The organism is Mycobacterium sp. IS-1264 (assembly GCF_001954195.1).
Classification (GTDB): domain Bacteria; phylum Actinomycetota; class Actinomycetes; order Mycobacteriales; family Mycobacteriaceae; genus Mycobacterium.
Map to the genome: position 1 here is coordinate 96491 of NZ_MBES01000010.1, position 21474 is coordinate 117964.

The window sequence follows — 21474 nt, forward strand, 5'->3', positions numbered from 1 at the left end:
CCGTGCGGGGATGGCCGTGATCCTGCGCAGGATGCTCCGCATTGGCAAGCTGCCCGCCGAACTGCGGGCCCAGGTCGAATCGGAGGGGCTCACCCATCTCGCCGAGTTCGTCCCGGTCACTTTCCGATTCAATGGCTCGGTACCGGGTTTCGCGGTGAAAGGACACAACGTCCGCAGCTACGTCGGTTCCCTGGCCCTTACCCCCCAGCGGGTTCTCGGGACGTTGTCGACGGTGCCGAAATTGGCGGGCCGAGCAATCGACCAGCGCTGGGATGCGGCCCAGGGCGGGCCGGTCAGGGCGGAGTTCTCCAAGGACGGCCTCGCGCTCGACGTCGATGTCAGCCAGGTCGATCCCGCATTCTCCGGTCAGCTGTCACTGCGGTACAAAACCGCGATCCCCGAACCGGTGCTGACCACCCTCCCCCGCCGGTCGTTGGCGTTCCACGTCCCGCGCGAGTGGGTTTTGCGCGCCGTCGGGGTACCTGCCGCGCGGCCTGGGTAACAATGCTCACACCCGATGGCGGGCACGTGGTGGCCGGGCCAACACCGCTGGTCAGTCTGTTGCTGCGTGGTGAATCTGTTAATCGCATGCAGGTTGTCTGAAAGATTCCTGCCAATAAACCTGGCCGAAGGCGTTTTCGCGCCTCCGAGCCCGGGTAGCCGAAACAGCCAGGGGGATTCCACCCCTGTTCCCTCGGCCCAAACCAGGAGCTTGGGGAAATAACTGAACAACACCGTCAATGCTGTTGCGCTGCGTGCGTCGCAGCCAGGCTGGACAAGGAGTTCACATGAACCTCAACAAGATCACCGCCACCGCCGCGATGGCCGGCGGCCTAGGGGCCGCGGCACTCGGAATCGGTGCCGGTCTGGCCCAGGCCGACCCGGGTATCCCAGGGCCTGGCCCGAACATCCCGGGCCCGAACGTTCCGGGCCCGAATGTGCCGGGAGACCGGGATGTGCCTGGTCACGGGCAGTTGCCCGGACAGGGGTGGCCGGTTTGTAACGGCGGGCCGGGCGTCAACTGCAATGGACCCGGCAGCCCGCTTCCGCCGGGACAGGATCGGTTCCCGCCGCCGGGGCACTACAACGACCCGGTCCGCTACGGACTGCCGGCCACCTGGGTGCCGCCCGTGGGTGACCCCGACGGAACCCAGCTTCCGGTCGTATTCGACCCGGACCTGGGCCAGTGGGGCGTGCACACGTCTAGTGGTTTCCAGGTGTTCACGCCTGCGGGCGGAGCCAACGGCAACGTCGGCGGCAATGTCGGAACGCCCGGCACCTAAAACCGGCACATAAAAGCCGGAATGTGGCAGCCGCCCCCGAACGGGGGCGGCTGTTCCACATTTGGCCGTTGCGGCTTCGCCTTGCGCTCGTCGGACGTGCGGCAGAATCGCAGTGATGACCGAATTTCGCAATCTGAAACGGCAAGTCGTCCACCGCGTCCAACGTCTGGTGGTCAACCCGGTGGGGCGGCAACTTCCGGTGACCATGCTCGAGACCGTGGCCGCAAGTCGGGGCAGCCGCGGCGCACCGCGGTGGGCGGTCGCGTGGTGGACAACCAGTTCTGGATGGTCTCCGAGCACGGTGACCGGTCCGACTACGTTCGAAACATCAAGGCCAACTCCGCAGTTCGGGTCCGCGTTGGCGGTCGGTGGCGAAACGGAACGGCTCACCTCATGCCCGACGACGACCCGCTGCGGCGGCTGGGCAATCTCCCCCGACTCAACAGCGCCGTGGTGCGCCTGATGGGTAGCGACCTGCTCACCATTCGAGTTGATCTGGACTGACACCGTGTTCGGCATATTCGCCGAGCCGGTAAATCTGCAGGAGAAGTACGAGTAGAGGCCTGCGAAACTACAGGCTCGGCGCGTGTCGGTCGCCGGCGTTAAGGTCGGCGCATGGCCTACGACGAAGACCTGGCCAACCGGATCCGCGAACTGCTCGGATCCGAGCGTGGCGTCGAGGAAAAGCGCATGTTCGGTGGCCTCGCGTTCCTGGTCAACGGCAACATGTCCGTGGCCGCCAGTGGACAGGGCGGATTGCTGGTGCGGGTACCGCCGGACGACACCGACAAGCTGCTGGAACGCGACCACGTCAGCGCCATGGTGATGGCGGGCCGCGAAGCCCGTGGCTGGTTGCGCGTTGACGACGAGGGCGTGAAAACCAAGCGCCAGCTTCAGGGTTGGGTGACGCGCGGCGTCGGCTATGCACGCAGCCTGCCATCCAAATGAGGAGGTTGTGGTGAAGCGCGGGTGTTGGGTCGCCATCGGTAGCGCAGCGGTCGTCGGTGTTGCGCTTGTCGGGTGCTCGAGCGGCTCAGGCAATGGCGCCGGCGCGCGAGCTCCGAGCGGATCGGTTGCTGCTGCGCCGAACGTCGTCGTGGACGGCAAGGTCCGGCCGGTTCAGAACGAAGTCGCGTGCGTGACGGCGGCCAACATGGTGATGGCCAACATTGGCAGCCGAGAGGATGGCATCGCCGTCACCCTGAGTGCTGGCGACAATCCGACGGTGAAAGATCTCACCCTCGGCATGGTCGACGGGATGCCGCTGACGTACTACGAGTCAAATATCGGCCCCAAACCGACTGTCACCAAGAGCGGATCTACCTTCAAAATCGTCGGAACTGCAAGTGATAGCCCTGGCGGCAGCGGGACCGTATCCAAACCTTTCGAGATGGAGTTCACCTGCCCACCAAGGCGGTGAACCCAGCTGCGAGGCAAGCACCCGCCCCGGTTTGCAGGCGAACGGCGCGGGTACGCGGTGCGGTATGAGCGGGCGCGAGCAAGTGGTGCAGCGATTGCTCAGGGTCGCCGGCACCACGTACGCCGCCGAGGCGGGCATTCGAGTCAACGACAAACCGATGCCGCTGTTTCAGCTCCTGGTGCTGTGCATGCTGGCCAGCAAGCCGATCGATGCCGCCACCGCCGTCCGTGCTGCCCGTGAGCTCTTCAAGACGGGCCTGCGGACCCCGAAGGCCGTCCTGGCCTCCGACAGGCGGACCATGATCAGCGCGTTCGGCCGCGCTCACTACGTGCGCTACGACGAAAGCTCGGCCACCCGCCTCACCGACATTGCCAGGCGGGTTTGCGACGAGTATTCCGGCGACCTCCGCGAACTCGATGGCCGCAGCAATCAAGACGTCCGTGAGGCCAAGCGAATGCTCAAGACGTTCAAGGGAATCGGTGAAACCGGCGCCGATATCTACCTACGCGAGGTGCAGGACGTATGGACCTGGGTTCGCCCATATTTCGACGGCCGCGCCACCGCCGCGGCTAAGCGGCTGGGCCTGCCGGCCGACGCGGCGAAGCTGGCCTCGCTGGCTCCGCGGGCCAACGCCCGGCTGGCCGCCGCGCTGGTGCGGGTCTCCCTGGACGACGATCTGCGCCAGCGGGTGACCGGTTGAGCGCCCGGTGACGGTGCGGATCGGTACGTCGGGCTGGTCGTACCAGCACTGGAACGACGTGCTCTACCGGCCCGGCCTGCCGGCCGGCAAGCGGCTGGCGCGCTACGTCGAGGTGTTCGACACCGTCGAGCTGAACGCCAGCTTCTACCGCTGGCCCAAGGATTCGACTTTCGCGGGGTGGCGCGACCAACTGCCGGCCGGCTTCACCATGTCGGTCAAGGCCCATCGCGGACTGACCCACTACCGCCGATTGGCCTCCCCGGAGCCCTGGATCGAACGGTTCGAGCGCTGTTGGCAGTTGCTGGGTGATCGGCGCGGTGTGCTGCTCGTTCAGCTGCACCCCGAGCAGCAGCGCGACGACGCGCGGCTGGATTCGTTTCTGCGGCAAGTGCCGGCGTCGATCCGGGTGGCCGTGGAGCTGCGCAATCCTTCGTGGAACGACCCCGCGGTCTATGAAGTGCTCGAACGCCGCCGCGCGGCGTATGTGGTGATGAGCGGCGCCGGATTGGCGTGCGTGCCGCGCGCCACCACCGATCTGGTGTACATCCGGCTGCACGGCCCGGATCAGGATTCGATCTACGCCGGCTGCTATTCCGAAGACGACCTGCGGCGCTGGGCCGACCGAATCGTCGGCTGGGACCGCGACGGCAGGGACGTATGGGTGTATTTCAACAACGACCTCGGCGGTCACGCCGTCCGCAATGCCCTGACTTTGCAAGAACTTTTGGCCTGAGCCGGGCCGCGTAGGCTGGGAATGTCGACGAAAGAACGGAGCAGCAATCATGGCCAGCTCGACCACATTCGTCATCATCGGCGGCGGACTTGCTGGAGCCAAGGCGGCAGAAGCGTTGCGCGACAGCGGCTTTGATGGCCAAGTCATCCTCTTCGCCGAAGAGGAACACCTGCCCTACGAGCGACCACCGCTTTCCAAGGAGTATCTCGCCGGCAAGAAATCGCTGGCCGATTTCACCGTGCAGAATTCCGAGTGGTACCGCGACCACGACGTCGACCTGAGACTCGGCTCGCCTGTGGCAGGCCTGACCCCCGCCGAACACGCCGTGGCCCTCCCCGACGGAACCGCGGTGCGGTACGACAAACTGCTGCTGGCGACCGGATCGGCCTCGCGGCGTCCGCCGATACCCGGATCTGACGCCGACGCGGTCCACTATCTGCGCACCTACGACGACGCCGTGGCGCTGAATTCTATTCTCGCCGAAGGGTCTTCACTGGCCGTGGTCGGAGCCGGATGGATCGGGCTGGAGGTGGCCGCCGGCGCCCGACAGCGTGGCGTCGCCGTGACCGTCGTCGAGACGGCCAAACAGCCGCTGCTGGCCGCGCTCGGCGAATCGGTGGGCGAAGTGTTCGCCAACCTCCATCGCGATCACGGCGTGGACTTGCGGCTCGAGGCGCAGGTCGAGGAGATTTCGACCACGGGCGGCAAGGCCACCGGCCTGAAAATGCGGGACGGGTCGACGGTCGCCGCTGATGCGGTGTTGGTGGCCGTGGGCGCCAAGCCGAACGTCGAACTCGCCGAACAGGCCGGGCTCGCCATGGGCGACGGCGGTGTGCTGGTCGACGCGTCGCTGCGCACGAGCGATCCTGACATCTACGCGGTCGGCGACATCGCCGCGGCCGAGCACCCGCTGTTCGGCTGCCGGATTCGCACCGAGCACTGGGCTAACGCGCTCAAGCAGCCCGCGGTGGCGGCCGCCGGAATGCTCGGCGAGCCAGGCGAATACGCGGAGCTGCCCTACTTCTTCACCGATCAGTACGACCTCGGGATGGAGTACGTCGGGCACGCACCCAACTTCGAGCGGGTGGTGTTCCGCGGTGACGTCGGCGGGCGCGAATTCGTCGCGTTTTGGCTCGACGGCGACAACCGGGTGCTGGCCGGGATGAATGTCAACGTCTGGGATGTGCTCGACGACGTCAAAGCGCTGATCAGGTCCGGGACTTCCGTCGACCCCGGCGCGCTGGCCGATCCGCAGTCCCCGCTTGCCGACCTAGTGAGCTGACGTCTCGGCGGGCACCCATGTCCCGTCGATGACGTCGGGTGGGCGTTGCGCCTGCAGGCGCTCCCGCTCGGCGCGCCGGCGCTTGATCCGCAACCGGGCATCGGCCGGCATCGTGACCAGCTCGTCGCAGGTCAGGTAGTACACGTCGGCCACGACGTCGATCATGTCCGCCGCGACCCGTCGAGAACCCAACTCGCGCAACGTCGTTCGAAGCTCATGGGTGAATCGGATGGTGGCGTCGTGAGCCAGCTCGCGCGACACGCGGGCATTGTCGGCAAGACGCCGGGCCAGTGTCGCGGGTGGCGGCGGCTGGGCGGGGGCCTCGGCGGCTTCGGCGGCCGCCGCCAGCAGCATCGCCGGGTCGTCGACGAACACCGTGCTGTCCAGTTCGGCTTCCCCCGGCCCGCGGTGGCCGATGCGGGCGACCGCGGCGTCGAGCGCGGCGGCGGTCCCCGGAGACAACGCGCGGATGCTGTCGAGATTGCGGTCCCGGGCCAGCGCGGCCAGCGGTGGGTCGGCGCGCAATATCGTTGCCAGCTCGGCGATCTCGGCCGTGACGCGGCCACCCTCCAAGATCGTGCCCAGTCCCGGCACCCTGGTTCCCACCCCGGTGCGCTCCAACGCGGCCGCGGTGACGCCGGTGTCGATCAACGACAACGCCGTCAGGATCCAGCCCTGGTGAATCCGGTCCCGCAGCAGCCGGAGCCGCACCCCTAGGCTGGCATCGGAAAGCAGACCCAGCTGCGCGTCATCGAGGTGTTCGGCGGTGGCCGCGGCGGCGTAGGCGCGCGTGTTGGTCCGCAGGTGACGCAATATGGCGAGCGATCTCGCCGCGGCGACCGCCTTGGCGACCGACCCCACCGCCCCGCTGGCCAGCTGCGGCGGACCGAACGGCAGCAGGTCACCGACCTGTGGCTGGTCGATCAGGGCATTCCGGACGACGGCTTCGGAGTCCCAGCCCGGGAGCTGGGCGGCGGCAATGACATTGGATGACACCCCGACGTAAGGGCGATGACCGAACACCGCGATGGCCCTGCTCCCCCATTCGTCGCCCACGACGCCACCGAGCGCAAGCACCTGACCCATCACCCGTCCGGCCGTCCGCAGTCCGCTCAACTGGACGTCCAGGGTTATCGGGGTCAGCGGTCCGGGCAGCGCCTCGGCAAGGCCGGTCGCACTGAAAACCGGGAACCGCGGATCGATCAGGTCGTCGAATTCACCCTCCATGCCCTCCGGTGCGGCGTTGCGCAGCGAACCGGGCGGCGCGTGCCGCGGGAGCACCTCCACCGGCAGCGCCAATCGCCCCCCATGGTGGACCGCACCGGCGGGTCCGAGTCTGCGGCCGGCGAGTCCGCGCGCGGTGTCGGCGACCGCCTCGATCGCCTGCCAGCCGAACTCGAATCCCCAATCCTCTTGCGCCGCAGTGATATCCATCTCCGGAATCAATTGTGACCAGCTGCGAACCCCATACGGCCGCGAACGCGGATCGGCGGATCGCAGCACCCGCCAGGCCGTGATCACGTTGGTGGCGTCCGGCGTAGCCAGGTCCACGACACCGGTGCGGTCGGTGTTCAGCGCCAAAACCAGGAAGCGCACCAGGTCGTCGAGGTGCAGTACCCGCATGGTCTGCGCGGAAACCTTGCTGCGCAGCAGGGTGGCCACGGTGCGGCACACCATCCAGTCGAGCTGACGGCCGACGGGCGGCGCGATCCGGACGACCACGCTCGGCGCCCAACTGGTGGACACCAGCTCCTCGGCGGGCCGATACAGGTCGGGCCGGCCCGCGGCCTGGGAGACGAACAGCAAGCGCGCGCCGGCGCGGGCGGCGGCATGGGTCACCCGCGCGACGCCGTCGATGTCCGCGCTGCCGGGGGCGGTCGTGTCGACCGGGGCCAGGTGGATGACCGTGTCGGCCTCGTCGGCCAGCTGCTGCAGGACGGGGTCGCTCAGGGGCGCGCAAACAAATTCGACGTTTGGGTCCAGGCAGGCGTGCGGGCGCTCAGCAATGCCACTGACGCTGTGGCCGGCCGCGATGAGCTGGCGTGCGACCAGCCGCCCGACGGTGCCGGTGGCGTCGGTAACCAGGATCTGCACCCAGGCTCACCTCCCACGACGTCCGCTTCGACAATAGGCAAGTCGCCAACAGTTTCGCGACTGTTACTCCCCAAACCGGGCTCTGGCCTGGCGGTATTCCCGCGGCGGGCTACCGCAGCGTGGCGCTGCCGTCGGTCGCGACGGCAACTTTGGCGCCACCGATGTCCTCATGCACGGTTTCCTGCGCCGCGGCGCGATCGTTGATCACCGCCAGCGTTCGCGACCCGTCGGGCGTGCGCACGGCAACAAATGCCTTCTCCGGCAGCCCCTCCCGGTCGAACGGAGTCGTCCAGGCTTCGACGGTGCCGACGCCCTCCCACTCGACCAACCCGTCGCGGGTGGGCTCGCGATCCACCGCGGATTGCACGTCCTCCCAACGGAATTCGGAAGGAGGTTCGGTGCCGTAGACACCGAAGCTGTGCTTGGTCAGGTAGCCGCCGTTGGCGGTGATCAGGGCGCGCCGTCCCGGATTTTCCACCAGCAGACCGGCGACGGTGGCGATCGAGTGCATGACGTAGTTGCTCCACGGGCCGCCCGCGAACGTCAGCCCGCCGGTGACGGTCAGCGGACGCGCCGGATCGTCGACGGCCAGCGCCAGTTCGGCCGCGGCGACCTGAACGGCGGACGGAAAGCACGAGTACAGGTCGACGTAGTCGACCTCGTCGATGCCCAGGCCGGCGAGCTCCAGCGCCCTGGCGCCCGCGATCCGGATGGCGGTGGACCGGTGCAACTCGTCACGCTCGGCGATGGCCGGGGTGTCGTGCGCGTCGGTGCCCGCATGCGGGTAAACCCAGCGGTCGGCCGGGATCCGCAGGCGTTGTGCCTGCTCGACCGACGTCAGGATCAGGGCCGCGCCCTGGTCCACCATGTTGTTGGAGTTCATCAACTTGGTGTACGGCCAGCTGATCATCCGGTTCTGCGGTCCGGGCCGCCGAATCTCCTCCGCGGTCACCGGCTTACGGATCCAGGCGTTGGGATTGCCGACCGCGACGGCGTTGAAGCGCGCCCACAATTCGGCGACGCGGTCGAGGTGGTCGTCAACGGATTCGCCGTTGGCGACGCGAAGCGCCTGCTCGAACAGCGGGTAGACGTAGGCGGGCCGGTCCAGGCCGATCCTGATCTCCGCGTCGCCGGCCATCGGGACGTCGTCGCCGCCGACCTCGGCCAGCGGGACGGAGTCGTCCTGAACCGTCCACTCGAGTTTGCCGCCCTTGGCCTTCAGTCCCCGCCGGGTCCGCCACGTTTCGGCGCCGGCGAGCAACACCACGCCGGCCCGGCCCGCCTGAATGTCCATGCACGCCTGGTTGACCAGCGACTGCGGCACGTTGCCGCCCACCGGGCTGTAGCGCGTACGGAAGCCCGAGGCGCCGATCCGCTCGCCGAGCAGCAGCGCGGGATCCCGGTAGTGCGCCGACAGCACGTTGACCACCCGGATGGAATCGACTGCGTCGATCACCCGGGGATCGCCGGCCTGCCGGGCCGCGGCGGCCATTAGGTCGACCGGTTCGACGGACCGCGTCTGCGGGTCGATGTCGTCGCGATGGTTGACCTGACCGCAGCCGATCAGCACCGGTGTACGGGGGGCGACGGTCATGGACCGAATTTAGCGTGTCTATGGACCGGGCCACCGCGGGCATCGGGCACGAGGCTTTGGCTATCGTCACAGGCCGACCCACGATCGGATGGAGACCGCCAACCAATGAGCGCGCACTTGAGCTATGTCGAAGCCGTGATCGTCGGCGCCGCCCAGGGCATCACCGAACTGTTCCCGGTTTCCAGCCTCGGGCACTCGGTGTTGGTGCCGGCGCTGGTCGGCGGGCAATGGGCCCGAGACCTCAACGTGTCCGCGCCCCAGTCGCCCTACCTGGCGTTCATCGTCGGCCTGCACGTCGCGACGGCCGCGGCGCTGCTGGTGTTCTTCTGGCGCGACTGGGTGCGCATCCTGGCGGGATTCTTCTCCTCGGTGCGGTATCGCCGAATCCGCACCCCCGAAGAGCGGTTGGCCTGGCTGATCGTGCTGGCCACCATCCCGGTGGGCCTGGCCGGCCTAGCGCTGGAACAGTTGTTCCGCACCACGCTGGGCAAACCCATTCCGGCGGCGGCGTTTCTGCTCCTCAACGGCATCGCCCTGTATGCGGGCGAGGTCCTGCGCCGCCGCGTGGCGCCCGCTCGCGACGACCCGCCGCCAGCCGAGGGGGCCGCACCCAACGACGAGGCCGCGCACAGCGGCGAGGCCGCGCACAGCGGCGAGGCCGTCGACAACCGGCTGGCCGAACTGCCCCTGGGCCGGGGTGTGCTGATCGGCTCGGCGCAAATCCTGGCCCTGCTGCCGGGCATCAGCCGCTCCGGCATCACGATCGTGGCCGGCCTCTGGCGCGGCCTGTCCCACGAAGACGCCGCCCGGTTCTCCTTCCTGCTGGCGACGCCCATCATCCTGGCGGCCGGAATCTACAAGATCCCGGAACTGTTCGGGCCGCTGGGAAGCGGCATCGGCGGGCAGGTCCTGGCCGGCAGCATCGCGTCGTTCGTCTGCGCCTACCTCGCCGTGCGCTATCTCACCCGGTACTTCCAAACGCGCACCCTGACACCGTTCGCCGTCTACTGCGCCCTGGTTGGCGCCGCGAGCCTGGCCTGGCTGACCCTGCGCTGAGCGGGCGGGCTTATTGCGCACCCCGACGTCGAGTGCTGTGCTTACCGGATCGCATAGTTGACACCTGTTAAGACCGGAAGGGATCAACATGGCAGACACCGCAGTAGGCCTGAAGGTCCGCGACAAGGTCATCGTGATCACCGGCGGCGCGCGGGGCATCGGATTGGCCACCGCGACCGCGCTGCACAACTTGGGCGCCAAGGTCGCGATCGGCGACATCGACGAGGTGTGCGTGAAGGAATCGGGCGCCGCGCTCGGCCTCGACGTGCACGGCAAGCTCGATGTCACCGACCCGCACTCGTTTTCGGAGTTCCTCGATGACGTCGAGCGCCAGCTCGGACCGATCGATGTGCTGGTCAACAACGCCGGCATCATGCCGGTCGGCCGGATCATCGACGAGCCCGACGCGGTCACCCGGCGCATTCTGGACATCAACGTCTACGGCGTGATGCTGGGCAGCAAGCTGGCGGTCCAGCGCATGGTCCCCCGCGGATCCGGACACGTCATCAACGTCGCCTCACTGGCCGGGGAGATCTACGCCGTCGGGCTGGCCACCTACTGCGCGAGCAAGCACGCGGTGGTCGCGTTCACCGATTCCGCGAGGCTCGAATACCGCTCGGCCGGCGTGCACTTCTCGATGGTGCTGCCGTCGTTCGTCAACACCGAGCTGACCGCGGGCACCAAGGGCGCCAAGGGATTCCGCAATGCCGAGCCCTCGGAAATCGCCGACGCGATCGTCGGGTTGGTGGTTCGCCCGAGGCCGCGGGTGCGCGTCACCAGGGCGGCCGGCGCGATGGTCGCTTCGCAGAAGTTCATGCCGCGCAGGCTGGGCGAGGGCCTCAACCGCCTGCTCGGCGGCGAGCACGTCTTCACCGATGAGGTCGACGTCGAACAGCGCCGGGCCTACGAGGCCCGCGCCCGCGGCGAAGAATGAGGGCCGCCCAGCGCGGCGTTCATCGAAAGCGCGGACAATCGGCCGGGTGAGCCTAGAAACCGCAACGACCTCGACCACGAAACTCTCCGACGACGAACTGGGCCTCATCGACAAGTACTGGCGCGCCGCCAACTACCTGTCGGTCGGGCAGATCTATCTGCTGGACAACCCGCTGCTGACCGAGCCGCTGTCGGCCGAACACGTGAAACCGCGGCTGTTGGGTCACTGGGGCACCACGCCGGGACTCAACCTCATCTACGCCCACCTGAACCGGATCATCCGCAACCGCGACGCCAACGTCATCTACGTCACCGGGCCCGGCCACGGTGGGCCCGGGCTGGTGGCGAACGCCTACCTCGAGGGCACTTACAGCGAGGTGTACAGCGGCATCGGAGAGGACACCGACGGGCTGCGCCGGCTGTTCCGTCAGTTCTCCTTCCCCGGCGGCATCCCCAGCCACGTCGCCGCCCAGACCCCCGGGTCGATCCACGAGGGCGGTGAACTCGGCTACGCCCTGGTGCACGCCTATGGCGCGGCGTTCGACAACCCGGATCTGGTGGTCGCGTGCGTCATCGGCGACGGCGAGGCCGAGACCGGGCCGCTGGCGACCAGTTGGCACTCGAACAAATTCCTCAACCCGGCCGTCGACGGCGCGGTGCTGCCGATCCTGCACCTCAATGGGTACAAGATCGCCAACCCGACGGTGCTGGCGCGAATCCCGCAGACCGAGCTCGAATCCCTGTTGCGCGGTTACGGGTACCGGCCGATCACGGTGGCCGGTGACGAAGATCAAGACCCGGCGTCGGTGCACCAGCAGCTGGCCGCCGCCCTCGACGACGCGTTCGACGACATCGCGGCGATTCAGCGCGCGGCCCGCAGCGGCGAGCAAACCGGCCGGCCGGTGTGGCCGATGATCGTGCTGCGCACGCCGAAAGGCTGGACCGGACCCAAGGAGGTGGACGGAAAGCGGGTCGAGGGCACCTGGCGGGCACACCAGGTGCCGCTGGCCGCGACGCACGAAAACCCCGAGCACCGCGCGCAGCTCGAGGAGTGGCTGCGCAGTTACCGCCCCGAGGAGTTGTTCGGCGAGAGCGGCGCGCTGCGCACCGAGCTGCGGGCGATCGCACCGCGTGGTGACCGCCGGATGAGCGCCAACCCGCACGCCAACGGCGGGCTGCTGCTGCGCGAGTTGGACCTCCCGGACTTCCGCGACTATGCGGTGGCGGTCGAACAACCGGCGTCGACGATGCACGAGGCGACCCGGGTGCTGGGCACGTTCCTGCGCGACGTCATCGCCCGTAACCCGGACCGCTTCCGCCTGATGGGGCCCGACGAGACCGCGTCGAACCGGCTGGACGCCGTGTACGAATCCACCGACAAGGTCTGGCTTTCGGAGACAGGGCCCGACGACGAAAACCTCGCGCCGGACGGCCGCGTGATGGAGGTGCTCTCCGAGCACCTGTGCCAGGGCTGGCTGGAAGGCTATCTGCTGACCGGCCGGCACGGGCTGTTCAACTGCTACGAGGCGTTCGTACACATCGTCGATTCGATGCTGAACCAGCACGCGAAATGGCTGTCCACCAGCCGCGAGTTGCCGTGGCGCCAGCCGATCGCGTCGTTGAATTACCTGCTGAGCTCGCACGTGTGGCGCCAGGACCACAACGGCGCGTCCCATCAGGACCCCGGGTTCATCGACCTGGTCGCCAACAAGCGGGCCGAGATCGTCCGGGTTTACCTGCCGCCGGATGCCAACACGCTGCTCTCGGTCGCCGACCACTGCCTGCGCAGCCGCGACTACATCAACGTCATCGTCGCCGGCAAGCAGCCGGCGCTGAGCTACCTTTCGATGGACGATGCGATCGCGCACTGCACCCGCGGGCTGGGGATCTGGCAGTGGGCGAGCACGGCCACCGCCGAGCCCGACGTGGTGCTCGCCTGCGCCGGGGACATCCCGACGCAGGAGACGCTGGCCGCCGCCGACGTCCTGCGCCGCGAACTGCCCGACCTGGCCGTGCGGGTGGTCAACGTCGTCGACCTGATGCGCCTGCTGCCTGACTCCGAGCACCCACATGGCTTGCCGGACAACGAATTCGACGCGCTGTTCACCCGCGACAAGCCGGTGATCTTCGCCTACCACGGTTACCCGTGGCTGATCCATCGGCTCAGTTACCGCCGCACCAACCACCACCACATCCACGTGCGCGGGTTCAAAGAACGGGGCACCACCACGACGCCGTTCGACATGGTGATGCTCAACGACCTCGACCGCTTCCACCTGGTCATGGATGTCATCGACCGCGTGGACGGGCTGGCCAATCGCGCCGCGGTGCTTCGTCAACGGATGGAGGACGCGCGTATCGCCGCCCGCCGCTACACCCGCGAGCACGGCGAGGACGATCCGGCGATCGCCGGCTGGACCTGGGAGGCGCCGCAGTCGAAGTGAGCCGGGCCGACGCGAGCCGCGGGTAAACTTGCCCGATGCCCGACGCGACGACGGCCGCCCACACCCATCCGGTGGTGTCGCAGCTTTCGGCGCTGCACCGCTTCCGGGTCCACCTCGACATCGCCGTGGTGGTCGTGGTGCTGGTGCTCACCAACCTGATCGCGCACTTCACCACGCCCTGGGCGAGCGTCGCGACCGTCCCCGCCGCCGCGGTAGGGCTGGCGTTGCTGATGCGGGCCAACGGCCTGGACTGGGCCGACCTCGGCCTGGGCCGCGAACACTGGAAGTCCGGGTTCGGCTATGCGCTGGCCGCCGTGGGCGTGGTCGCGTCGGTCATCGCAGTCGGTGTGCTGCTGCCGATGACCCGGCCGATGTTCATGAACAATCACTACGCGACGATCTCGGGCGCGCTGATCGCGTCGATGGTCATCATCCCGCTGCAAACCGTGATCCCCGAGGAGTTGGCCTTCCGGGGTGTGCTGCACGGCGCGTTGAGCCGGGCCTGGGGATTTCGCGGGGTCGCACTGTCGGGTTCCCTGCTATTCGGCCTGTGGCACGTCGCCACGTCGCTCGGGCTGACGAGCAGCAACGTCGGCTTCACCCGGGTGTTCGGCGGCGGTTTCGTCGGGATGCTGGCCGGGGTGACGCTGGCCGTATTGGCCACCGCGACAGCCGGATTCGTCTTCAGCTGGTTACGCCGGCGCAGCGGCAGCCTGATCGCGCCGATCGCCCTGCATTGGTCGCTGAATGGGCTCGGCGCCCTGGCCGCCGCGCTCGTCTGGCACCTGTCGACCTGACGTCGCGTCACACAAGCAGCACGGCGGCGCCGGCGATGCGTCCGCCGGCCAAATCGGCCAGCGCCCGATCCGCTTGTGCGAGCGGGTATTCCGGCGTGGTCACCTCGATGTGGTGCCCGGCGGCGAAGTCGAGGAACGCCCGCGCGTCGGCCCGGGTATTCGACGTGACCGACCGGATTTCGCGCTCCTGAAACAGGTGGCGTTGATAGTTCAGGCTCGGAATGTCAGACAGGTGAATCCCGGCGATCGACAACGTCCCGCCCCGGTCGAGCGCCTCCATCGCGGGCAGCACCAGATCGCCGACCGGGGCGAACAGGATCGCGGCGTCCAGCGGCACCGGCGGCGGATCGGCCGCGCCTTGCGCCGATGCGGCGCCGAGCTTGCGCGCCAGCTCCTGCGCCTCGGCTCCGCGGGTCATCACGTGCACCTCGGCCCCTTGGGCCAGTGCGACTTGCGCGGTGATGTGGGCGCTGCCGCCGAAGCCGTAGATACCCAGCCGGCCGCCCGGCGGTAGCTCGGCGCGCAGCAGGGAGCGGTATCCGATGATGCCGGCGCACAAGAGCGGTGCGAGCTCGCTGTCGCTGTAGCCGCTCGGCAGGTGGTGTGCGAAAGCCGCAGGGACCGTGGCGAATTCGGCGTATCCCCCGTCGGCGTCCCAGCCGGTGTAGCGCGACTCCGGGCACAGGTTCTCGGCGTCCCGACGGCAGTACTTGCAGACGCCGCAGGTGTGGCGCAGCCAGGCAATGCCGACCCGATCGCCCACCTCGAAGCCGTCACCGGCCGCCGCGGCACCGACCTCTATGACCTCCCCCACCACCTCGTGGCCGGGCGTCACTCGCTCGCGGTGCACCGGAAGGTCGCCCTCGGCGACGTGCAGGTCCGTGCGACACACACCGCACGCGCGCACGGCCACCAGCAACTCGGATGGCTCGGGCCGCGGCACGTCGGCGGTGACCTGCTCGAGCGGACCGGTTTCCATCGGGCCGGGCCGCCGCACTCGCCACGCGTGCATTGTCGTGCGTCAGGTCCTTCGGATCATCCCGACGATCCACAGCAGGATCACCGAGCCCAGAATCGCGGTGAACAAGGTGAACCACCAGCCGCCGGCGGCGGTGTCGACGAAGAAGCTCAGCAGGAATCCGCCGATCAACGCGCCGATGACGCCGATCACGATGTTCATCAGGATGCCGGAACCGCCGCCTTTGACGATCTTGCCGGCGATCCACCCCGCGATTCCGCCGATGATGATGTAGCCGATCCAGCCGACGCTGGTCAGGGTTGTCGAGCGGGCAAGAAATTCGGTTGCTGCCATGACGTCCATCCGGGTCTCCTTGCGTTCACTGGCAAAGCCCGGCGCAGGTACCGGGTCGTGGTTCCGGTATACCCCGTTTGCCTAACGAACTCAGGCGGATTCGGTCTGCTGCGGCGCTGGCGTGGGAGTGGCCTCTCCCGCGGGCGCTTGGGCCGGCGGAGCGGCCGGCGCGGGCGCGCCTGGAGCCGGCGCCGGGGCAGGTGCTCCGGGTGCCGGGACGGGGGCTCCCGGCGCGGGGGCTCCCGGCGCGGGAGCGGCCGGCGGGGCCGTCCAGGGCTGGATCGACTGGGCGAGCGCCGTGGCCGCGTTCGTGTCCACCGGGTCGTTCGAGGTGCCGAGCCACACGACGAACCAGCGCTGCGGCGGGCTCGCGGTAGCTGACCCGATGACCCCCGTCCAGATCTGGCCGTTCGGCTTGCTCGGGTCGCTGAACTTCACCTCGTAGTACGAGGCGCTTCCGGTGAGCCCGTTGGCGCCGGTCAGCGACGCCGTCGCCTGGTTGATCCGCGTGCCCGGATACGGCATGAAGAACTCACCCATGTCGGAGCCGAGCCGGACGGCGGCCTTGGCGTTGTTGGGTTCGGCGCTGGCGTAAAGCTTTTGATCCAGCCGGCCCATGACGATGCGGGTGTCGTTGGCGACCGGTGGTGCCTGGTTCGGCGCCGGCGGCTGGCCGATGGTCTTGCTCAGCAACTCCGAGCCGTAGTCGAGGTGCGACGCGTCGGACTCCACCCAGCCGGGGGGCAGCACGAAGCTGAATCCGCCGACGGCATTGCCGAGGCGCCCGGCATTCGGGTCGGGGGGCGGCGGGGCGTTCGGGTCGACGGGCGGCGGCGGCACAGCGTTGGGATCGCCCGGCGCGGGTTGCGCATTCGGCGCCGGTTGCGCGTTCGGCGCCGGAGCTCCCGCCGGCGGCGGTGCCGCGGTCGTGGTTGCCGGGACCGGCGTCGGGGTCTCGGGATCGGCGTGCGACGTCGCCGGTAACGCGATGGTGACGGCGCTGGCACTGGTCACCGTGGCGATCGCCAGCGTCGCCCACAGTGCTTTGCGACGTGTCGAGTTCGGGTCCACCTGATCCATGGCGACGAACCTACCGTGTTACGGCTGTGACGCAAGGGTGCCTTGCGGACGATGCGATCCGGTGCTCCCGATGTTGCCGATGTGCAACCGGTTTCGCATCCGTGGAGTTCGCTCGCCCGTCACGAGTGAGCGTGGCGTTGCGCCGCGGGATACAGCGCCACTTCATGCGCCTTGACCGAGAACCACATCTGCTGACCCGGCGCCAACCGCAGCTCGGACGCGGCGTCGACGGTGATTTCCGCGGCCAGGCCCGGCGCGCCGTCGGCCTGCTCCGCGGCGCGCACCAAGACCGCGGAACCGCGGACTCCCAGCTCCGCGACCGTCAGCTCGATGCAATTGCGCGGGCTGCCGTGCGGCCGGTCGCGGTAGACGGCCACCGCCGTCGGCGGGAACACCGCGATGGCGTCCCGCCCCGCGCCGAGTTCCTGGGTGGGAATCCCGTGCCAGCGCTCGCCGGAGCGAGCGCGCAGCGCTCCGTCTTCTGCGATCGTCCCGTTGACCAGATTGATCCCCGCAATGCGCGCCGCGAAATGGCTGCGCGGCGCGGCCAGCACCTCGGCCACCGGGCCGAGCTCGGCGACCTTCCCGGACTCCAGCACCAGCACCCGATCGGCCAGGGTCAGCACGTCGAGTAGGTCATGCGTGATAAGGACCACGGCGCAGGCGCCGCGGGTGACCACGTTGCGCAGCACCGCGCGGATGGCCGCGGCCGCGCCGACGTCCAGCCCCGTGAGCGGCTCGTCCAGCAGCAGCACGTCGGGCTCGGCCGCCAACGCCCGGGCGATCGCCACCCGCTGGGCCTGGCCGCCGGACAGCTGGCGCGGTTTTCGGTCCGCGAGTCCCTCGGCATCCACCTCGCGCAGCCAGCGCAGCGCCGTCTCGCGGCGCCCGGCGCGCGCGGAATGCGACATGAGAATCCTTCGACGGCTGTGTGGTCCGAAGCCGACGTTGGCGGCGACGCTCATGTGCGGGAACAACAACGGGTCCTGCAGCAGCAGCCCGACGCGACGATCGTGGGTCGCCACGTGCACGCCGGCCGACGTGTCGGTCAACACCCGATCCCCCAACCGCACCAGGCCCTCGTCGGGACGCAGCAGCCCGGCGATGACGTGCAGAGCGGTCGACTTGCCGGCGCCGTTCGGCCCCAGCACCGCGAGCACCTCGCCCGCGGACACCGAAAACTCCACGCCCAGTAGCCGATTGGCCACTACCGCGCGAAGCTGCAACTCGCTCATCGCCGGCTACCTCGCCCCAGTCCCAATCGGGTTCCCGGTCAGCCGGCGGGCACCCAGGCCGAGCACCACCAGCGACGCCACCGCCACGAGCAGGATCGACAACGCCACCGCCGCGTTGGCGTCGCTCACCCGCTGTAGGTAAATCTCAAGCGGCAGGGTGCGCGTCACCCCCTGCCGCGAACCGGCGAAGGTCAGCGTCGCGCCGAACTCCCCCAGCGAGCGGGCGAATGCCAGCACCGCGCCCGACGCCATGCCTGGCAGTAGCAGCGGCAGCGTCACCCGCCACCACACGGTGCTGGGCCGAGCCCCCAGCGTCGCCGCGACCACTTCGTAGTCGGCTCCCGCGGTGCGCGCCGCGCCCTCGAGCGAGATCACCAGAAAGGGCAGCGAGACGAAGGTCTGCGCCAGCACCACCGCGGTGGTGCTGAACGCGATGCTGATGCCGGCGGCGTCCAAGTACCGCCCGACCAACCCGAGCCTGCCGAACGCGTACAGCAACGCGATGCCACCAACCACCGGCGGCAACACCAGCGGGACCAGGATCAGCGGCCGCAGCAATCGCACCAGCCGCCCGGTGCCGCGGGCCAGCACCAGCGCCGTGGGCACGCCGAGCAGCACACACAACGCCGTGCTGGCGGCGGCGGTCTTCAGGCTCAGCTGCAGCGCGGTCCGCGACGAAGGGCTGGTGATCAGCGACCAGAAATTCGGCCAGTCGACCTCTATCGCGATCGACAGCAGCGGCAACGCCACGAAGACGATCCCCGCGGCGGCGGGGATGTATACCCAGCGGGGCAGATCCGTAGGCCGGTGCACGATCGGCCGTCAGGGCTTGGCGAAGCCCGACTGGGCCAGGATCTGCTGACCCGCGTCGGAGGTCACCAAAGTCACGAACTTCTGCGCCAGGGCCGGCTTTGGCGCCTTCTTCAGCACCCCGATCGGATAGACGTTGACGGCGCTCGCGGCCTCGGGGAACTGCACCGTCGTCACCTTGTTTCCGGCGCTGTGCGCATCGGTGACGTAGACCAGCCCCGCATCGGCCTGCCCGCTGGTGACCTTGTTGAGGACGTCGGTCACGCTGAGCTCCTCACTGACCGGGTTCAGGCGCACCCGGGTGCTGGCTTCGACGCGCTGGGTCGCCGACCCGCAGGGCACCGGCTTTTGGCAGATCACCACGCTGAGACCGGGTTTGGCGAGGTCGGCGAAGGACCCGACGTTTTTCGGATTGCCCGGCGCGGTGACGATCACCAACGTGTTGGCGGCGAAGTTCGTCGGGTTGGCGGCTAGCAGCCCGGCCCTGGTGACAACGTCCATCTGGGCGGTGTCGGCGGAGGCGAAGACGTCGCCGGTCGCGCCCTGGGTCAGCTGGGTCGCGAGCTCCGAGGAGCCCCCGAACTCGAACTCGACGCGACCGCCGGGGTTCTCGGTCTTGAACCGCTCGCCGAGCTGAGTGAACGCGGATTTCAGCGAGGCCGCCGCGAACACCACGATCGATCCGGAGGCCTGCGACGGCCCGGAGGGTGACGACGAGGGCGGCTTCGAGCCGCAGGATACGAGGGCCGTCAGCAGCATCGCGGATAGCCCGAAGGCCAGGACCCTGCGCATGGATGAACCCTAACCCGCCGAGGATGCGGTTCGCTTAGGGGCTAAATCGTCGCAAAAACGTGCGGACCGAATAGTTATTCAAATGATTCGCGCGGCGCGCCGCCCGGAATTTCGCCGAATAGCTACTGTCCAGTAACATCGACGGAGATCGACGCCCGCAACGTCGGGGTTCAACGTTGAACATGAGGAGGTCATGGCTGTGGAAGTGCTGGTCACCGGCGGGGACACGGAGCTGGGGCGCACAGTGGCCGAGGGCTTCCGCGATGACGGTCACAAGGTGACCCTCGTGGGCGCGCGGCGCAGCGACCTCGAAATCGCCGCCAAAGAGCTCGACGTGGACGCGATCGTCTGCGACACGACCGACCCGGCCAGCCTCGAAGAGGCGCGTGGCCTGTTCCCCCATCACCTCGACACCATCGTCCATGTGCCGGCTCCCGGCTGGGACGGCGGCGACCCGCGCACCTACTCCATGTCCGATACGGCCCGGGCGTGGCGCAATGCGCTTGACGCGACGGTGCTTTCGGCGGTGCTGACCGTGCAGGCCGTGGGCGATCACCTGCGCTCCGGTGGCTCCATCATCGGCGTGGTGGCGGAAAACCCGCCCGCCGGCAGCGTCGACGCCGGAATCAAAGCGGCACTTTCGAATTGGGCCGCCGGCCAGGCCGAGGTGTTCGGCACTCGTGGGATCACCATCAATGTGGTGGCCAGCGGGCGCAGCGTCCAGGCCGGCTACGACGGCCTTTCGCGCACCCCGCCGTCCGTCGCGACGGAGGTCGCCCGCTTGGCGCTGTTCCTCACCACCTCGGCGGCGCGCCACATCACCGGCCAGACGCTGCACGTCAGCCACGGGGCGTTGGCCAGTTTCGCCTGAGGCTGAATAAGAGCCGTATCCCCTCGCGCGGCGCCGCACTACGGTAGAGCGCGTGGCTATTCGACTCGGTCTGCAGATTCCCAACTTCTCTTACGGCACCGGGGTGGACAAACTCTTCCCCACTGTTCTGGCTCAGGCCCGCGAGGCCGAATCGGCTGGTTTCGACTCGGTTTTCGTGATGGACCACTTCTACCAACTGCCCATGCTGGGCGACCCCGACCAGCCGATGCTGGAGGCGTACACCGCGCTGGGTGCGCTCGCCACCGCGACCGAACGGGTGCAGCTGGGCACGTTGGTAACCGGCAACACGTATCGCAATCCGACGCTGCTGGCCAAAATCATCACCACGCTCGACGTGGTGAGCCAGGGCCGGGCGATCCTGGGCATCGGCACCGGCTGGTTCGAACTCGAGCACGATCAGCTGGGTTTCGAATTCGGCACCTTCACCGACCGGTTCAACCGGCTCGATGAGGCGCTGCAGATCATCCTGCCGATGATCAAGGGCGAACGGCCGACCTTTTCCGGCAAGTGGTATCACACCGACCAAGCGATGGCCAATCCTCGCTTCCGCGAACACATTCCGCTGATGATCGGCGGCAGCGGCGAGAAGAAGACGATCCCGCTCGCCGCTCGGCATTTCGACCACCTCAACATCATCGCCGGGTTCGACGAGCTGCCGGCCAAGGTGCGGGTGGTGCGGGAGCGCTGCGAGGAGATCGGCCGCGATCCGGCCACGCTGGAAACCAGCACCCTCACCACGGCGGTCGTCGACGAGAATTTCAACGCCGACCAGATCCCCGCGGAGATGACCCAGCGCATGGTCGTCGGCAGCGCCGACTCGGTCGCCGACCAAATCAAGACCAAGATCTTGGATGCCGGTGTCGACGGGGTGATCATCAACATGCCCTTCTACACACCCGGCATCATCGCCGCGGCCGGCGAGGCGCTGCGGCCGTTGGTCGGCCTGTAGCCGGGACCGCCGCGAGCGGCGGGGCATGACGCGGATCACGTTCGGCGACCAGCGGTAATACCGCCGGT

Annotated in this window: 21 protein-coding genes and 1 pseudogene; 14 read left to right on the top strand and 8 right to left on the bottom strand. The window is 68.5% G+C overall.

Annotation, left to right across the window (positions count from 1 at the left end):
• The first annotated feature begins 10 nt into the window (after nt 1-10).
• The 8 genes and pseudogenes from A5744_RS02450 (at nt 11) to A5744_RS02485 (ending at nt 5418) form a co-directional block, all read left to right on the top strand.
• Nucleotides 11-502, top strand: coding sequence for a hypothetical protein (locus tag A5744_RS02450; protein ID WP_076058035.1), 492 nt, complete (start codon nt 11-13; stop codon nt 500-502).
• Nucleotides 503-788: 286 nt separating this feature from the next.
• Nucleotides 789-1283, top strand: a complete 495-nt coding sequence (locus A5744_RS24870) for a hypothetical protein (protein ID WP_076058037.1) — start codon at nt 789-791, stop codon at nt 1281-1283.
• A gap of 115 nt (nt 1284-1398) precedes the next feature.
• Nucleotides 1399-1787: pseudogene (locus A5744_RS02460) on the top strand (nitroreductase/quinone reductase family protein).
• 111 nt (nt 1788-1898) lie between these two features.
• Nucleotides 1899-2231, top strand: a complete 333-nt coding sequence (locus A5744_RS02465) for a TfoX/Sxy family protein (RefSeq protein WP_076058039.1) — start codon at nt 1899-1901, stop codon at nt 2229-2231.
• A gap of 7 nt (nt 2232-2238) precedes the next feature.
• Complete coding sequence (locus A5744_RS02470; RefSeq protein WP_240562936.1) at nt 2239-2703, top strand: lipoprotein LpqH; 465 nt, start codon at nt 2239-2241, stop codon at nt 2701-2703.
• A gap of 64 nt (nt 2704-2767) precedes the next feature.
• Nucleotides 2768-3403 (top strand): endonuclease, encoded by a 636-nt coding sequence (locus tag A5744_RS02475; protein ID WP_076058041.1) that lies wholly within the window; start codon nt 2768-2770, stop codon nt 3401-3403.
• A 7-nt stretch (nt 3404-3410) separates the two neighbouring features.
• Nucleotides 3411-4136, top strand: a complete 726-nt coding sequence (locus A5744_RS02480; protein WP_076058043.1) for a DUF72 domain-containing protein — start codon at nt 3411-3413, stop codon at nt 4134-4136.
• 49 nt (nt 4137-4185) lie between these two features.
• Nucleotides 4186-5418, top strand: coding sequence for an FAD-dependent oxidoreductase (locus A5744_RS02485; RefSeq protein ID WP_076058044.1), 1233 nt, complete (start codon nt 4186-4188; stop codon nt 5416-5418).
• On the opposite strand, the gene A5744_RS02490 is transcribed toward A5744_RS02485, so the two are convergent.
• Both A5744_RS02490 and A5744_RS02495 read right to left on the bottom strand, forming a co-directional pair.
• On the bottom strand, nt 5407-7512 hold the full coding sequence (locus A5744_RS02490) for an NAD-dependent epimerase/dehydratase family protein (RefSeq protein WP_076058047.1): 2106 nt from the start codon (nt 7510-7512) through the stop codon (nt 5407-5409). The genes A5744_RS02485 and A5744_RS02490 overlap by 12 nt on opposite strands.
• Nucleotides 7513-7621: 109 nt before the next feature.
• Nucleotides 7622-9106 (bottom strand): acetyl-CoA acetyltransferase, encoded by a 1485-nt coding sequence (locus A5744_RS02495; RefSeq protein WP_076058048.1) that lies wholly within the window; start codon nt 9104-9106, stop codon nt 7622-7624.
• Nucleotides 9107-9211: 105 nt separating this feature from the next.
• Here A5744_RS02495 and A5744_RS02500 point away from each other — a divergent pair, with 105 nt between their 5' ends.
• The 4 genes from A5744_RS02500 to A5744_RS02515 all read left to right on the top strand — a co-directional run bounded on the left by A5744_RS02500 (nt 9212) and on the right by A5744_RS02515 (nt 14336).
• Entirely contained in the window at nt 9212-10162 is a 951-nt protein-coding gene (locus tag A5744_RS02500) for an undecaprenyl-diphosphate phosphatase (RefSeq protein ID WP_076058050.1), read from the top strand.
• 88 nt (nt 10163-10250) lie between these two features.
• Entirely contained in the window at nt 10251-11096 is an 846-nt protein-coding gene (locus tag A5744_RS02505) for an SDR family oxidoreductase (protein WP_076058051.1), read from the top strand.
• Between the two features lie 46 nt (nt 11097-11142).
• A complete protein-coding gene (locus A5744_RS02510) occupies nt 11143-13539 on the top strand; it encodes a phosphoketolase family protein (protein ID WP_076058053.1) in 2397 nt (798 codons plus the stop codon).
• 35 nt (nt 13540-13574) lie between these two features.
• On the top strand, nt 13575-14336 hold the full coding sequence (locus A5744_RS02515; protein ID WP_076058054.1) for a CPBP family intramembrane glutamic endopeptidase: 762 nt from the start codon (nt 13575-13577) through the stop codon (nt 14334-14336).
• 7 nt (nt 14337-14343) lie between these two features.
• Here the strand turns inward: A5744_RS02515 and A5744_RS02520 are convergent, their stop codons facing one another.
• The 6 genes from A5744_RS02520 to modA form a co-directional block, all read right to left on the bottom strand.
• Nucleotides 14344-15348: a zinc-binding alcohol dehydrogenase family protein gene (locus A5744_RS02520; protein ID WP_076058056.1), complete on the bottom strand. Its 1005-nt coding sequence runs from the start codon at nt 15346-15348 to the stop codon at nt 14344-14346.
• A 9-nt stretch (nt 15349-15357) separates the two neighbouring features.
• Nucleotides 15358-15657: a GlsB/YeaQ/YmgE family stress response membrane protein gene (locus tag A5744_RS02525; protein WP_076058058.1), complete on the bottom strand. Its 300-nt coding sequence runs from the start codon at nt 15655-15657 to the stop codon at nt 15358-15360.
• Nucleotides 15658-15738: 81 nt separating this feature from the next.
• Nucleotides 15739-16728, bottom strand: a complete 990-nt coding sequence (locus A5744_RS02530; RefSeq protein WP_076058060.1) for an alanine and proline-rich secreted protein Apa — start codon at nt 16726-16728, stop codon at nt 15739-15741.
• 119 nt (nt 16729-16847) lie between these two features.
• Nucleotides 16848-17963 carry a sulfate/molybdate ABC transporter ATP-binding protein gene (locus A5744_RS02535; RefSeq protein WP_076058061.1) on the bottom strand — a complete coding sequence of 372 codons (1116 nt, stop codon included), beginning with the start codon at nt 17961-17963 and terminating at the stop codon, nt 16848-16850.
• A gap of 6 nt (nt 17964-17969) precedes the next feature.
• Complete coding sequence (locus A5744_RS02540) at nt 17970-18776, bottom strand: ABC transporter permease (RefSeq protein WP_076058062.1); 807 nt, start codon at nt 18774-18776, stop codon at nt 17970-17972.
• A gap of 9 nt (nt 18777-18785) precedes the next feature.
• Entirely contained in the window at nt 18786-19565 is a 780-nt protein-coding gene (modA, locus tag A5744_RS02545) for a molybdate ABC transporter substrate-binding protein (RefSeq protein ID WP_076058063.1), read from the bottom strand.
• 193 nt (nt 19566-19758) lie between these two features.
• Between modA and A5744_RS02550 the strand changes: the two genes are divergently transcribed.
• Nucleotides 19759-20436, top strand: a complete 678-nt coding sequence (locus tag A5744_RS02550) for an SDR family oxidoreductase (protein ID WP_076058064.1) — start codon at nt 19759-19761, stop codon at nt 20434-20436.
• Nucleotides 20437-20488: 52 nt separating this feature from the next.
• Nucleotides 20489-21406, top strand: a complete 918-nt coding sequence (locus A5744_RS02555) for an LLM class F420-dependent oxidoreductase (protein WP_076058065.1) — start codon at nt 20489-20491, stop codon at nt 21404-21406.
• The last annotated feature ends 68 nt before the right edge of the window (nt 21407-21474 follow it).

What these genes read in the sequence shown, in the direction of transcription:
- A5744_RS02450 (WP_076058035.1), top strand. Translation starts at nt 11, where the DNA reads ATGGCCGTGATCCTGCGCAGGATGCTCCGCATTGGCAAGCTGCCCGCC.
- A5744_RS24870 (WP_076058037.1), top strand. Translation starts at nt 789, where the DNA reads ATGAACCTCAACAAGATCACCGCCACCGCCGCGATGGCCGGCGGCCTA.
- A5744_RS02465 (WP_076058039.1), top strand. Translation starts at nt 1,899, where the DNA reads ATGGCCTACGACGAAGACCTGGCCAACCGGATCCGCGAACTGCTCGGA.
- A5744_RS02475 (WP_076058041.1), top strand. Translation starts at nt 2,768, where the DNA reads ATGAGCGGGCGCGAGCAAGTGGTGCAGCGATTGCTCAGGGTCGCCGGC.
- A5744_RS02485 (WP_076058044.1), top strand. Translation starts at nt 4,186, where the DNA reads ATGGCCAGCTCGACCACATTCGTCATCATCGGCGGCGGACTTGCTGGA.
- A5744_RS02495 (WP_076058048.1), bottom strand. Translation starts at nt 9,106, where the DNA reads ATGACCGTCGCCCCCCGTACACCGGTGCTGATCGGCTGCGGTCAGGTC.
- A5744_RS02500 (WP_076058050.1), top strand. Translation starts at nt 9,212, where the DNA reads ATGAGCGCGCACTTGAGCTATGTCGAAGCCGTGATCGTCGGCGCCGCC.
- A5744_RS02505 (WP_076058051.1), top strand. Translation starts at nt 10,251, where the DNA reads ATGGCAGACACCGCAGTAGGCCTGAAGGTCCGCGACAAGGTCATCGTG.
- A5744_RS02515 (WP_076058054.1), top strand. Translation starts at nt 13,575, where the DNA reads ATGCCCGACGCGACGACGGCCGCCCACACCCATCCGGTGGTGTCGCAG.
- A5744_RS02520 (WP_076058056.1), bottom strand. Translation starts at nt 15,348, where the DNA reads ATGCACGCGTGGCGAGTGCGGCGGCCCGGCCCGATGGAAACCGGTCCG.
- A5744_RS02525 (WP_076058058.1), bottom strand. Translation starts at nt 15,657, where the DNA reads ATGGACGTCATGGCAGCAACCGAATTTCTTGCCCGCTCGACAACCCTG.
- A5744_RS02530 (WP_076058060.1), bottom strand. Translation starts at nt 16,728, where the DNA reads ATGGATCAGGTGGACCCGAACTCGACACGTCGCAAAGCACTGTGGGCG.
- A5744_RS02535 (WP_076058061.1), bottom strand. Translation starts at nt 17,963, where the DNA reads ATGAGCGAGTTGCAGCTTCGCGCGGTAGTGGCCAATCGGCTACTGGGC.
- modA (WP_076058063.1), bottom strand. Translation starts at nt 19,565, where the DNA reads ATGCGCAGGGTCCTGGCCTTCGGGCTATCCGCGATGCTGCTGACGGCC.
- A5744_RS02550 (WP_076058064.1), top strand. Translation starts at nt 19,759, where the DNA reads ATGGCTGTGGAAGTGCTGGTCACCGGCGGGGACACGGAGCTGGGGCGC.